This window comes from Thermaurantimonas aggregans (assembly GCF_003851885.1).
In the GTDB taxonomy this organism is placed as follows: domain Bacteria; phylum Bacteroidota; class Bacteroidia; order Flavobacteriales; family Schleiferiaceae; genus Thermaurantimonas; species Thermaurantimonas aggregans.
Window position 1 is genome coordinate 148355 of sequence record NZ_BHZE01000002.1, and the last position, 13350, is coordinate 161704.

Sequence of the window (13350 nt, forward strand, 5' to 3'; positions counted from 1 at the left end):
GCCTGGGTCGGGCTACTCCGGGGTACGCTTCGCTCCCGTGCTACGGCTCAGCTACGCTTCGCCTTCGCACCGCGCTGTCGCGCGCCCTACGTATCCCTCACGCGGGTAAAACATTAAACCTCATTTTCAAATGGATATCTTCGTACCAGTCTCCCGAGCTTTTGACGTTCAGAAATAAAACTTTCCTATAATCTCTGTTTTAGCTGCACTGAAATGTTCAAAAAATCAATTTACACGTTCTTTAGACAGTTGCGACCTAAGCTGCTCAGCTACAGTCAGCACAATGGGATCATGCATCTTAATTACTTTTTTCCCAGCTTGCGGTCCAAAGATCATGTAGGCTAAAGTGGCCTTTACATGTAAAATGCTGAAGTCTTTCATTTCTTGAGAGGAAGCCTCAGTTGAGGCGTTTCTACGCAAACCCATCAGCTGAAGAGCTTCTTCAAAAGTCGGATTAAAATCTTTCAAAAACCTTTCAAAGCCCTTATTCTTCCAAGAGTCCCCATTTTCACTCACATACTCAAACATTTTTTCACTTGGATTGATCATATACTGCATGCTGTGGGCAAAATGATGTAGTTCTTTGTATTTTAAGTTTATATCTGGTTGTATTCCGCCTCTCTCCATCAGGGTTTTTCCGTTTTTCGATGTGTGAATTTTTCTATCACCCCCTTTTTGTTCGTGTATTTCGGGTAAATAGGGCGATTGAATGGAGCGACCCGATGGGGTAAAATAACGAGCCGTAGTAATTCGCACACGGCTACCGTCGGGCAGAAGGCTTTCTTCTTGTACCAGCCCTTTGCCAAAGGTTGGCGAGCCTGCAATGAGCCCTCGCGAGTTGTCTTGAATAGCACCCGCCAAGACTTCGGCTGCTGAGGCCGAACCTTCATTTACCAGCACCACCAGCGGCAGCTTTCTGAAGCGCCCGTCACTTAGAGCTTTTACAGCTTCTCTGGCTTTCGAGCGATCTTCCACAATGACCACTGTGTCGTTTGCAGAAAGAAATTCTCTGGTCACGCGCACAGCTTCTATCATGAGTCCTCCCGGATTATCTCTGAGGTCAAGGATCACTCCTTTAGCCGTATCAATGCGCAGTTTCTTCGCTTCTCGCAAAAAATTTTGATACGTATTTTCTGCAAATCGCTCTATGCCCATTACAGCAATACCGCCAGGCAAATAAAATCCTTCATTTACCGATGGTACTGCAATCCATTCTTTTTCAAGTGTTTTGGTTATTTTAGAGTTTTCTCGTAGCAGAGTAAGTTGAATTTTATCGCGCTTAGGATTCCGTATGAGCGCAATGATTTTTTGTAACTCGCCAGCATAAGGGGCTTCTGTTAGGTTTTCACCATCTATGGTAAGCAGTTTGTCGCCGGCTTTTACAGCAGCACCTGCAGCAGGTGAGCCTGGAAATACACTGAGCACCACGGCAGTATCATTTACCATTGTAAATTCTATACCAGCGCCATAATACCTGCCTGTGATTTCTTCTTCTACATCGCCCGAATGTGCTGAGTCAATGAAAGAAGAGTGCGGATCGAGCCTATGCAGGATGTCATTGATAGCATAATCCATAAGTGAATCTACATTCACGTGCTCGACATAGTTATTTTCGATAAGAGCAAGAATTCGCTGAAGCTTGCTAAGACGATTTTCAGAAAAGGTAAAACCTTTTTGGGTAGAGACATTATTTTCAGAAATAAAAATGCCCAACCAAACCCCCACAATCGCTGATAGGGCCATATATAAGGGCCAGAAGGTTGAGCCTTTTGATTTCATATCGGCATTTGGATGTTTCTTTTAACGAAAAGGGATAAAAGTTGTTTTTCAGCCAGTCGAATTATCCAATTCAGGATATTGAACAATCTCTACACCTGCTCTTTCAAGAAATTCTAATCCCGAAGTATCGCTGTATTTGCGAATATACACAAGCCTGCAAATACCGGCTTGATGAATCAGCTTTGCGCAGTCGCGACAGGGCGAGAGCGTAAGGTATAGAGTAGCTCCACGGCACGATTGTGTGCTCCCTGCTACTTTCAGGATGGCATTGGCCTCAGCATGCAGTACATACCATTTTGTTTCGCCTGTTTCATCTTCACAATCATTTTCAAAACCCGAAGGTGTGCCATTGTATCCATCTGATATGATCATGCGATCTTTTACGATTAGCGCCCCTACCTTTTTTCGGGTGCAGTGTGAGAGCTGTGCCCATTGTTGAGCCATCCGAAGGTATGCTTGGTCGTATCGCTGGGTTTTGCTCAGTTCCGTATCAGTACTTTTGATGTGTTCCATGAAGAACTTTTTATATGTATAACATAAGCCCCTGATTTTAGCCATGATAGATCGAGGCCGTTTTTCAACTGTTGGTCCGAAAAGTGGGCTAAATAGTAAACTCGTCCCAATAGATCGGTTACCATTATCTCATAGTTTCCTTGATCTTTTATCTGTATAAAAATCGTATCCTGGAAAGGATTAGGAAATATAGAAATTCGCTCAGCTGCTGAAATTTCATTAGTTGCCATGAAATAATGATCAGCAAAAAGCCACAGAACAGCCTCTCCGAACTCCTGACGCCAGAAGGCTTCGTTGTGCTGTCCGTTTGGAACAACTTTATTTTGAATTTCTTGCTCCGCAAAACCTGCAGCAACAAGGGTTTGTTTCATTTGAGCTATTTGCTGGGCTACAGAACCATTGCTTTCTAAACCACCAGCAAGCTGATAGATGCGCATAGGATGTTTTTGACCAACCGAGGCCGGATAGCTCCATACTTGGTTCGAAAACCAATAACTCGGTGAGAAAATACCGAGCTTCGAAAAAGTCTCCTGATTGCGTAGTCCACCGTAGTAAGTAATAAGCCCTCCCATACTGCTGCCCATCATTCCAGTGCTATTCCGACTTTTTTGGGTGCGATACGCACTGTCGATGTATGGCTTGAGATATTGTACTATGAAATCCATGTACTGGTCGCCCTGACCACCTCCATACTGGCTATTTACCCAAGGGCTATATTCATTGATGCGCTGTGCACCTCCATTGTCGATACCCACCACAATGATGGATTTGCCCATCGAATTATACAAGCTATTTAGCGTTTCATCAACCTGCCACTCACCGGCAAACGATGTAGCCTGATCAAACAGATTTTGCCCATCGTGCATATACAGCACCGGAAAACTATCGGTATTCGTGGTGTAATGAGGCGGTAAATAAATCCAAATGCGTCGGCTTCGGTTAAGTGGTGGCATAAAAAAGGCATTGCTTACGATTGACACATTGGACGCTGCTGTGGAATTAGTGCCACCCAAATCTTCCCAACTTAAGATGGTAAGTTTAAGCGTATCGCCAGCTGACCAATTGTGCACTCTATTGGGTAAAAAGCCACCATTCTGATTGCCTTCAACTGTTTGCCAACTTCCTCTTGTGAATTTAAATTGAACCGGGTTTGTTGTAATTGTCAGTGTTTTAAAATATTGTGAGCCGATTTTAGTCAAAATTGTAGAAGTATCCGAAGGATTCCAATTGTTAAAATTACCGGCTATGTAGATAGATGCTGAAGGGGGTGTGTTTGCAGGAACCTGTTGAACAAGTATATGCAGCTGTGCTTCTGCAGAAATGTGTATAAGGATGGAGACAAATAATCCAAAAAATTTAAATACCTTCATAAGATTGGAAAAAAATCGCTGTTCCAAAGATGCAATAAAAAAGGGCATGATGTGCGATTCATGCCCTTTTTACTGCTCAAAAGTTTTTTAGAAGATAAGCTATATCAGTAATCTTCATCCTCTTCGTCTTCCTCATCGGTGTATTCCTCCTCCTCATCATCTTCATAATCATCTTCTGGATCAAAGCCTGCTTCCATGAAGCGGTCTCCGCTGCTGCGCTTTTTCTTGCGAGGCTTTACATCCTCTTCTTCTTCATCTGTTTCTGCTTCGGTATCATCTACTTCGCTGATAGGAGGTACATCGATGATTGGTGGGGTGAGTACATCCTCTTCATCTTCTTCAGTAAGCAAGTAGTTCTCTACTTTTTCGGCGAGTTCTACGCTTACTTTTACCAGATACTTTGTGTCTTCGGTTTCAAGGGGTACAGCCGATACCCACTCGTTCTTGGCATTTTTAAATTTTATGATAGCATCCTCATAGCCATTGGGATATGTTTCTAAAAGCAGACTGAGGAGCTTGTTGGTGATATTTTTGTAATCAACTATTACTCTTTTCTTTTCCATAAATCATTTAATTACTGACCGAGAATCCAGGCAAATATGAGGGGAGCCACAATGGTAGCATCCGATTCGATAACAAATTTTGGGGTATCAATTCCAAGTTTTCCCCAAGTGATTTTTTCGTTTGGAACAGCGCCCGAATAGCTACCATAGCTTGTGGTTGAGTCGCTGATTTGGCAGAAATAGCTCCAGAAGGGGATATTTTCCATCTCGAGGTCTTGATAAAGCATAGGTACCACGCAAATGGGGAAGTCACCAGCAATACCTCCACCGATTTGGAAGAAACCAATGCCCTTGCCACTGCTGTTTTTTATGTAATAGTCAGCTAACCAAACCATGTATTCGATACCCGATTTTACGACGCTGGGTTTAAGATCGCCTTTTATGCAGTATGAGGCAAAAATGTTACCCATAGTCGAATCTTCCCATCCGGGAACTACGATGGGTAGATTTTTTTCAGCCGCAGCTACCATCCAAGAATCCTTTGGATCTATTTGGTAGTACTGCTCCAGAACTCCACTGCGGATGAGCTCATACATGTATTCGTGTGGGAAGTAGCGCTTGCCTTCGGCGTCAGCTTCTTTCCAGAGTTTATAGATGTGCTTTTGCAGACGGCGAAAGGCTTCTTCTTCAGGTATGCAGGTGTCAGTTACACGATTGAAGCCGTTTTCAAGCAGCTCCCATTCGTCTTGCGGGCAGAGGTCGCGGTAGTTGGGTATGCGCTTGTAGTGATTATGAGCTACTAAGTTCATTAGGTCTTCTTCGAGGTTAGCACCTGTACAAGAAATGATATGCACTTTGTCTTGACGGATCATTTCTGCTAGGCTTACCCCCAGTTCAGCAGTACTCATTGCTCCCGCCAAAGTGATCATCATTTTTCCACCTTCGTCGAGGTGTTTTTCATAAGCTTTTGCTGCATCCATCAACGCGGCAGCGTTGAAATGTCTGAAATTGTGTTCTATAAATTGAGAAACCGGACCTCTCTTTTTCATTTTGTGTGAAGTACAATATTTTGGCTGGGCGAAAATATTTTGTGGTGTACGATTATCAAATTATTTACCAATTCGGGTAGTGCAGTTTAAGAAAATTTTGGTTTGCGCTTTTCGAGAAAAGCAGTTGTCCCTTCTTTAAAATCAGCTGTTCCAAAACATCTTCCAAATTCTTCAATTTCAGTATCAAGCCCGCTGCGCTGGTAGGTGTAGCCAGCATTGACGGCTCGTATAGCAGCAGCTAAGGCAGTTGATGAATTTTTTGACATGGCATCGGCCAGCGCGGTAGCTTCATCCATTAGTTCTTCTTGGCTTGTTAATTTGTTCACTAAGCCCCATTGTAAGGCTTCTTCGGCTTGAATCATTCCGGCGGTAAGAATCATTTCCAGTGCTTTGCCTTTGCCCACCAGTTGAGCCAGGCGCTGTGTGCCGCCATAACCGGGTATGAGTCCGAGTGTAACTTCGGGAAGGCCAAGTCGAGCATTGTTTGATGCAATGCGCACATGACAGGCCATTGCCAGCTCCAATCCACCACCTAAAGCATATCCGTTAATGGCTGCAATTACGGGTTTAGGATAATTTTCGATGTAATCAAAAAGCAACTTCTGACCTTGAGCAGCTAATTGTTTTCCTTCTTCTACGCCAAAGGAGGCAAATTCTGAAATATCAGCACCTGCTACGAAAGCCTTTTGACCGGCGCCGGTTATGATGATTACCCGCGCCTCTTTGTCCTCCTTCAGCACAGTTAGGGCATTGTGTAATTCTTCTATTGTGGGCTTATTCAGTGCGTTGAGCTTTTCAGGGCGATTAATGGTAATTACTGCTCGGTTATTCGATTTTTGAATAAGTAGGTTGTTGTAGTTCATCAGTTTGAAATTTTTTAGGGAAGTGTAAGGTAAAAGTAGATCCTACATTTTTAGTTGTTTGCAAATCTATACGCCCACCGTGAGCATCTACAATTTTTTTAACAATGGCCAACCCAAGCCCCATGCCCGAAGTTTTTGTGGTAAAGCGAGGGGTAAAGATTTTTTCTTTCAGATCATCGTCGATGCCACAGCCATTGTCACTCACTGAGATTAGTGCTTCGTTTTCATTTTCAGTTACATTGATTGAAATTTTTGGATTTGCTTGCCCCTCAGTTGCATGAATGGCATTTTTTAAAAGATTGTTTAATGCTTGAATAATTTGGCCTTTGTCGCCTAATATAAAAATTGGCCTGTTTGGTACATTTATATTGATCTGATGATCTGTGATAAGACTGCCGGTTTGACGAGCGATTTCACATAGATCAATGCGCTCAAGCGATATTTCGGGCAGCTTGCTGTAGCGCGAAAAGGTGTCAGCGATGCGCGAGAGGGTATCGATCTGAGTGATCATACTGTCGCAAAATTCTTTGAGCTTTACAGGTTCAGAAGTCTTAAGAGAGCGCTCTATCCACTGCACATTTAGCCGCATGGGCGTCAGTGGATTTTTAATTTCATGTGCTACCTGCCTTGCCACATCGCGCCAAGCAGAGTCGCGCTCGCTGTCAGCTAATTTTTCAGCACTGTGTTTCAGCTCGAGCAGCACTCGGTTATAATCATCTACAAGTTGTTGTATTTCAGAGGGATATTTTCCGGTTATGGGTTTTGAATCTTGAATTTTGTCGTTGGCCAGCACTTGAGCTCTAAGTTTATCGAGAGGTCTTGTAATGGTGTGGGCTAGGAGAATGGCTGCTCCAATGGCTATTAAAAAGAGAATGGCGTAAATCTGTATTAAATTGATAAAGAAATTTTTCATCTCCCGGTTGAAAAAGTGTTGATCGAGCAAATAAGGAATGTTGATGATCAATAATTCATTTCCAAGTTCATCGTATAAAAAGAAAAAATCATACAGATAAGGCTGGTTGTCAATTTTGGTTTGCAACGTATATCGATCGCCGAAGCTCATATTGATTGTGGTAATTAAGGCCGAGTCGAGCTGCAAGGGAAAGAGTTTTCTATCGTGATCGGGAATACGCGTTGAGCTTGTGAGCAATCGCCCGTTTAAGTCATAAAAGGCTATATCCACATTGTGCACGTCACTTATTTCGCAAATCTTCTGACTAAAGCCACGAGCTATGGCAATGGGATTTTTTGGTATTTTGCTTGAGTTTAAATGATGAGAAACAGAGGCGGTAATGGAATATTCTTTTCGCCTTAACCGCTCTAAATGATAAATTTCACTTTCTTTTTTATAGTGGTATAAAAAATAAACTCCCGTAAGGACAAAAGACAAAAGGGTAACTGCCAGTATCGCTAAAATAATGGTATAGCGTAGCTTCATTTCTTATGATCTAAAGTAATCGACCCGAAACTTTTACGATCTTCGGAAGTCCAAGCACGGCGGCAAAGTTGGTGCCATAGCCTATGGCAAGTACCGTAGTGGCAATCAACAGCAACTGCAGTGGTCTTAGCTCCACCGGATAGGCTTCTACCAGATAGCCTTCGCCTAATTTTACTAGGCCAAACACGTCCTGAAGCCATACGATCCCTATACCAAGCAATAACCCTGCGGCTACTCCGGTAGATACAATCAAAAGACCTGTATATCGAAAGATCGATGAAATATCGGAAAGTGTAAAACCCAGCGCCTGGAAAAGAAAAATGTTTGTCCGCTTTTCGTAAATCAACATGCGCATAGAGCCCATCAGGCCAAAGCTGGCCAATAGAGCTATGAATGAGAATATCAGATAAACCACCAGTTTCTCAGCCTGCATAATTTTAAAAAAGGCTTCTTGCTGCTCATCTCTGTTCAATATTCGAAATCCTTTCAGCGTTTTCTGCAATTCGAGCTGAGCACCTTTTACACTATATCCATTTTTTACCTTAACCTCTATGGCTGAGAATCCATCATTTAAGTTCATCCACTCTTTTAACTGTTCGATATTAATGATACAGTACTTTTCATCTACCTCAGGCTGAATGGAAAAAATGCCACTGGTCATCAGCATAGCTTGACTAAAGGCTTGGTCAGGTCGAATCAGACTGCGCGCATCAGCCCTTGGTACATATACTTGAAAAAGTTCATTCTCTAACCCGGCAGAAACTCCCAGATGATACGCAACACCAATACCTAAAATCGCTTGCCCGGGGTTGTAATTGAGCGTGCCATACAGCACACTTTTGCCGAGCTGTGCTACATTGTGAAAATTCGAATCTACTCCTTTTAGCACAGCTACAAATTCCCGATCACCTTTACGCAAATATGCTTTTTCTTCCAACACAAAAGAGAGGTGCTCTACGCTTGGCAACTGTTTCAATAAAGTGTAGAGCGAGTCACTGGCTGAGGCAAACTTTCCCTTAGTGGGCAGTATTTTTAAATCCGGATCAAAGGTGTTATAGAGCTCCCTCGAGAAGTTTTCCAGCCCATTAAACGCACTCAAAACTACTACCAGGGCCACTGTGCAGGCCACAATGCCAAGCATCGAAATAAAACCCAGAATGCTTACAGCACTTTTTGTAGATCTGCTGCCAAAATATCGGAATGCAATGAACCATTTAACTGCCCTCATGCAGTTTATTTGATGGGATTCTCACCGCCCTCTTTCAGGAGTTTGTCGATTTCAGCCTCTTTTTCAAAGGCCTCGTCGATCAGAAAATGTAGGTCAGGCATAATTCTCAGATGTTTTCCTACAAGTTTGGCAGCCTCTTGTTTTATAGCTACGTAGTTTTCGTCGAGGTAAAGCTTTACATCCTTGTGTTTTTCATAGGGAAAAACACTGAGATAAATGCGAGCGATGGAGAGATCTGGTGTGATTTTTACGGCTGTCACACTGATCAGTACCCCCGGAAAAGTGTTTTTTCCAATTTTTTGGAAAAGACTGCCAAACTCTTCTTGTAAGAAGGATTCTACTCTGGCAACTCTGTTTGCTTTCATGGCTATGTATTTTGCTTTTTAAAAGAGTTCCAGCCTTGGGCTGTAATGGGAATTTCTTCGTTTAAATTGGTCACGAGTGTAGCTGGCAAGTTAGGCTCTGTCATGTGACCGATTACTGTGAAGTCAGGGTGGTTTTTAATTTTTTCATAGTCGCTAAGCGGTATGGTAAAGAGCAATTCGTAGTCTTCACCCCCGTTTAGAGCTACTGTAGTGGCATTCAGCTGCATTTCTTCACAAACCTTGAAGGTCTGTTGGTCGATCGGCAACTTATTTTCATATATCCGGGCACCTACGCCACTCTTGGTGGTAATGTGGAGCAATTCGCTGGATAGACCGTCGCTGATGTCGATCATGCTGGTCGGCCGAATGCCCAAAGCCTTTAACTGTTCGAGGGCATCTGTGCGCGCTTCTGGCCTAAGTAGTCGGCGCACTACATAGTCGTAGGGCGAGAGGTCAGGTTGCACATACGGATTGGCTTTAAAGACTTCTTTCTCGCGCTCCAGCACTAAAAGTCCGCAATAAGCCCCGCCCAGATCCCCAGTTACTACAATCAGGTCACTAGGTTTCGCTGTACTGCGGAGAATGGCTTCACCTTTTTTTACTCGGCCGATGGCAGTTACACTAATAGTCATGCCCGAGGTTGAAGTTGTGGTGTCGCCACCCACCAGTTCTATACCATAGCGGCTGCAAGCTATCTGCATGCCTTCGTAGATCTCTTCTAGAGCCTCCACGGAGCTTCGGGCTGAAACAGCTATGCCTACAATGGCGTGAGTAGGCTCTCCTCCCATAGCGGCTATGTCTGATATGTTTACGACAATAGCCTTGTAACCTAAGTGTTTTAAAGGAGTGTAGAAAAAATCAAAATGTACGCCCTCAGTAAGTAAATCTTTAGAAATCAGTGTTTCATACCCATTGTGATCAAGGATGGCCGCGTCGTCGCCTATGCCTATGATGGTATCTTCTCGCTTAAAGGTCAGCAGCTTCGATAAATGGTCTATCAGGCCAAACTCGCCAAGCTCACTGAGTGGGGTGAATTTTTTGTTTTTATCTTCCAGCATTTTAATTGAAATAATACCGCAATCCGATTGTTAAACCTGTTGAAAAATACCGTTCACGCGGAAAGTTGGCATTGTTTTCAAACATCGGATTGAGCATGTAGTGAAAGAACGGTCGCACAAAGATAGAGTATTCCTCGGCCAGTCGAAAGTTGCCACTGAGCGATATACCCACAGTGTAGTTAATCTTTCGAGCTTCATTAGTCATATCAAATTGATCGATCTGACTTCCACTTTGTTTGTCAGAAATTCTTCCAGTGTAGCTGCGTAAAAAATTAATTTGAATTAAGGGAATAAATTCTAAATCAAAAACCTCGGTAATAGAACCTCTAAATGAAAATTGAATAGGCACATTGATAAAAGACAATTTACTCGTTAAATCATAGGTCTGCTGATTGAATTCATAATTTCTATCTCTAAACCCTAAAGTTCCGTATTGTACACCTGCCCAAAGCTCAAGTGATGATGCCAAGCGAAAGATCAAATCTCCGCCAAAACTGTAAGCAAAAACGGGGGAGGTGCGCGATTCGTTGCTACTTCCAATAGGCAATCCGCCTAAACCTACAGAATCGCTCATTATGCGTCTGTTTGTGAGGTAAGGATTTACATTCAGCGCAAGAGATATATTTGACTTTTTTGTCTGAGAATCGGTAAAATACACAATCTTTTCTTTGCCGTCCTTTTGGGCAATACCGATCACTGGAATTAATATTAAAATACTAGTAAAACTAAAAAAATAACGCATAAATTTATTCATATTTTTTACCTCTTGATTTTAAAAATTGACAAATTTATTTCACTTTCAAGTAGAATGGGAATCATAAAGCAAAAAAATACTACTCCCCATTGTCGTTCTAAATAACTTTCAGTAAAGAAACACAAAAAAATGTACAACATTATGACCAAAGTGTGCAATTTTTTAAATTTGTAAGAATATAAAAAGGAATACCCAAAAATGCTAAGAAGTGCAATTAAACCAACCATTCCTGTTGCTAAAGTTGTTTCAATAAATTGATTGTGCGCATTGAATTTTTCGCGATATCCGTATTTAAAATTATTTCGCAAATAGCTGCTTTCTAAATCAAAACGCGCATCGCCAATACCACTGCCAAAGAGAGGACGTTTCCCGATCTCTTGAAAAGCACATTTCCATTCTGCAAGTCGTATAGTAATACCATTAAATCCTTCGTGAAATGTTTCGGCTTCAATGTTGTATTTTAACGATGATAAATCTGAAAATCTTCCTTTTATTGATTCTGGAACAATTCTATAAATCATTGTACCGACTATCGCTATTCCAAGTAAAATAAATAAATTAAATTTAAAAGAATACTTCTCAAATAAATAAAAAACAAAAGTTATTAAAATTACTGCGAAAAAAGCTAAAATATTCATTCGGCTTTGAAGCAGTATCAATATTATAAAAAGACTGAAAGATGCTATTATATAAAAAATGATTTTTGCATTATTAAGAACAAAATATATAGACAATAAGAAAACGCTTCCAACCCAGATCGATAAATAAGCCGGATGGATAACCCATTCACTCAAACCTACATAGGTAAAATAGGTACTGATTATCTCACCAGTTTCTGGATAGGTGTAATATAGACTTTTAGATTTAATGCTTCTATATATAGCTATTAAAAGAAAATACGGAGTAGATGTAGCAAAGAGTATTACAAGATTTCTCATCAATTTTAATAATACATTTTTATCCGTATTTTTTATATAAATATGAAGTATAATAGGCAATAATAATAACGGAAATTTGATGCTCAATTTCACTTTTGCTTCTTCGATATTTTCACTATAAAAAACTGAAATTAAATACACTGAAAACAGAGCAATAAACGGAATTAGATAAGGATCAAAAGAAAATCGAATTTCCTTTTTAATAAATAACCAAATTGTTGTTAATAAAAACAAAAAAAGTACCAGACCAGTAGTATTCTCTGGCAGTATCATACTCGCTGGTATTAATAAGCCAAAAAAAAGAAAAGTATTTTCCTTATTAAGATGCAAGTGAATGTTTTTTTTGTTTAATATAAAAAATTGTACCGCTAAAGAGTAATGCTATTGTAAAGTAAATTAATATTTGAAATTTTGGAAGTACTTTGCCGTTAAAATACCACGCAAAAGCAATTATAATTACATTGAAAAAATACAAAATTAGCGCTGCTTGGTAATGTTTGAGACCTAAATCAGTAAGCATGTGATGGATGTGATTTCTGTCAGCTTTAAATGGCGATTTTTTATGAATAAAAATTCGAATAAATACTATCCTCAACGTATCAAATACTGGCACTATCAAAACAGCTAACGAATATGAAACAGCTGAGATATTGTAAAAAATATTAGGTTTAAAATCTTCACTTACTTTTATAAAATAAACAGTCAGAACTGTTACTAAAAACCCGATTACCATAGAACCAGAATCACCCATGAAAATCTTACCTTGAAAATTGTAAATACTAAATGCCAGTAGTGCCCCTGCAATACACATGGATAAGATTAAAAACAAAGGTTCTTTCATCACCCAAAACCACCATGAATAAGTCAAACTTACTATTATTCCTATCCCTGCTGAAAGACCATTAATACCATCAATAAAATTAAAAGCATTAATCAAAAAAATAAAAATAAAAACAGTGAGTAAAACACTTGTGATATATGGAATTTCGAAGATTCCAAAAATTCCGTATATGCTCTTAATGCGCACCCCTCCATGAACAGAAATAATTAAAGCTGCTAATAATTGTCCAAGTAGTTTTTTATAGGGGACCATCGGATACAAATCGTCTTTTACTCCAGTGACAAACAAAACTATCAATGCACATAAAATACTGTTGAGTTCTTGATAAGGAATACCCGCAGAAAAAAATAAAAAACTAAAGATCATTCCTCCGAATATACCAATACCGCCGAGGGCAGAAATGCGCTCTTGATGATTTTTTCTTTCATCAGGTCTATCGTATAATTTTTTTACTAAACTCAGCCTGATGATTGGCGGAATACTGAAATATGTAATTAAAAAAGAGCTTAAGGCTGCTGCTATTGGAATGCTAACGTTCACTAATGGCCTTGAATTTTGTAAAGTTCCCGATGCAAAAAAACTACAATTACCTCAAAAGTTACCAAAATGAGTTGTTATGTTATTTCTTAAAAAAGAAAAAGCCCTGATATA

General features: G+C 40.5%; 13 protein-coding genes. All 13 read right to left on the bottom strand.

Features of this window, described 5'->3' with window-relative positions; genetic code table 11:
* Positions 1–225: 225 nt before the first annotated feature.
* Complete coding sequence (locus tag EIP89_RS01615; protein WP_124396911.1) at positions 226–1779, bottom strand: S41 family peptidase; 1554 nt, start codon at positions 1777–1779, stop codon at positions 226–228.
* A 48-nt stretch (positions 1780–1827) separates the two neighbouring features.
* A complete protein-coding gene (locus EIP89_RS01620) occupies positions 1828–2292 on the bottom strand; it encodes a deoxycytidylate deaminase (protein WP_124396912.1) in 465 nt (154 codons plus the stop codon).
* The gene (locus EIP89_RS01625) at positions 2259–3662 is read right to left on the bottom strand and encodes an alpha/beta hydrolase-fold protein (protein ID WP_160160484.1); all 1404 of its coding nucleotides are present in this window, start codon (positions 3660–3662) and stop codon (positions 2259–2261) included. Before EIP89_RS01625 ends, EIP89_RS01620 begins: the two co-directional genes overlap by 34 nt.
* A 104-nt stretch (positions 3663–3766) precedes the next feature.
* On the bottom strand, positions 3767–4225 hold the full coding sequence (locus tag EIP89_RS01630; RefSeq protein WP_124396914.1) for a DNA primase: 459 nt from the start codon (positions 4223–4225) through the stop codon (positions 3767–3769).
* 11 nt (positions 4226–4236) lie between these two features.
* Complete coding sequence (locus tag EIP89_RS01635) at positions 4237–5214, bottom strand: deoxyhypusine synthase family protein (RefSeq protein WP_124396915.1); 978 nt, start codon at positions 5212–5214, stop codon at positions 4237–4239.
* Positions 5215–5300: 86 nt separating this feature from the next.
* Complete coding sequence (locus EIP89_RS01640) at positions 5301–6077, bottom strand: enoyl-CoA hydratase/isomerase family protein (protein WP_124396916.1); 777 nt, start codon at positions 6075–6077, stop codon at positions 5301–5303.
* The gene (locus EIP89_RS01645) at positions 6040–7515 is read right to left on the bottom strand and encodes a sensor histidine kinase (RefSeq protein ID WP_124396917.1); all 1476 of its coding nucleotides are present in this window, start codon (positions 7513–7515) and stop codon (positions 6040–6042) included. Before EIP89_RS01645 ends, EIP89_RS01640 begins: the two co-directional genes overlap by 38 nt.
* Positions 7516–7525: 10 nt before the next feature.
* Positions 7526–8743, bottom strand: coding sequence for an ABC transporter permease (locus EIP89_RS01650; protein ID WP_124396918.1), 1218 nt, complete (start codon positions 8741–8743; stop codon positions 7526–7528).
* Between the two features lie 5 nt (positions 8744–8748).
* On the bottom strand, positions 8749–9108 hold the full coding sequence (locus tag EIP89_RS01655; RefSeq protein WP_124396919.1) for a ribosome-binding factor A: 360 nt from the start codon (positions 9106–9108) through the stop codon (positions 8749–8751).
* 2 nt (positions 9109–9110) lie between these two features.
* Positions 9111–10166 carry a thiamine-phosphate kinase gene (gene thiL, locus EIP89_RS01660; RefSeq protein ID WP_124396920.1) on the bottom strand — a complete coding sequence of 352 codons (1056 nt, stop codon included), beginning with the start codon at positions 10164–10166 and terminating at the stop codon, positions 9111–9113.
* 1 nt (position 10167) lies between these two features.
* A complete protein-coding gene (locus EIP89_RS01665) occupies positions 10168–10908 on the bottom strand; it encodes an outer membrane beta-barrel protein (protein ID WP_124396921.1) in 741 nt (246 codons plus the stop codon).
* 17 nt (positions 10909–10925) lie between these two features.
* Positions 10926–12188, bottom strand: a complete 1263-nt coding sequence (locus tag EIP89_RS01670) for an O-antigen ligase family protein (protein ID WP_148086777.1) — start codon at positions 12186–12188, stop codon at positions 10926–10928.
* Complete coding sequence (locus tag EIP89_RS01675; RefSeq protein WP_124396923.1) at positions 12178–13239, bottom strand: glycosyltransferase family 4 protein; 1062 nt, start codon at positions 13237–13239, stop codon at positions 12178–12180. The genes EIP89_RS01670 and EIP89_RS01675 overlap by 11 nt, the downstream gene beginning before the upstream one ends.
* Positions 13240–13350 lie beyond the last annotated feature (111 nt).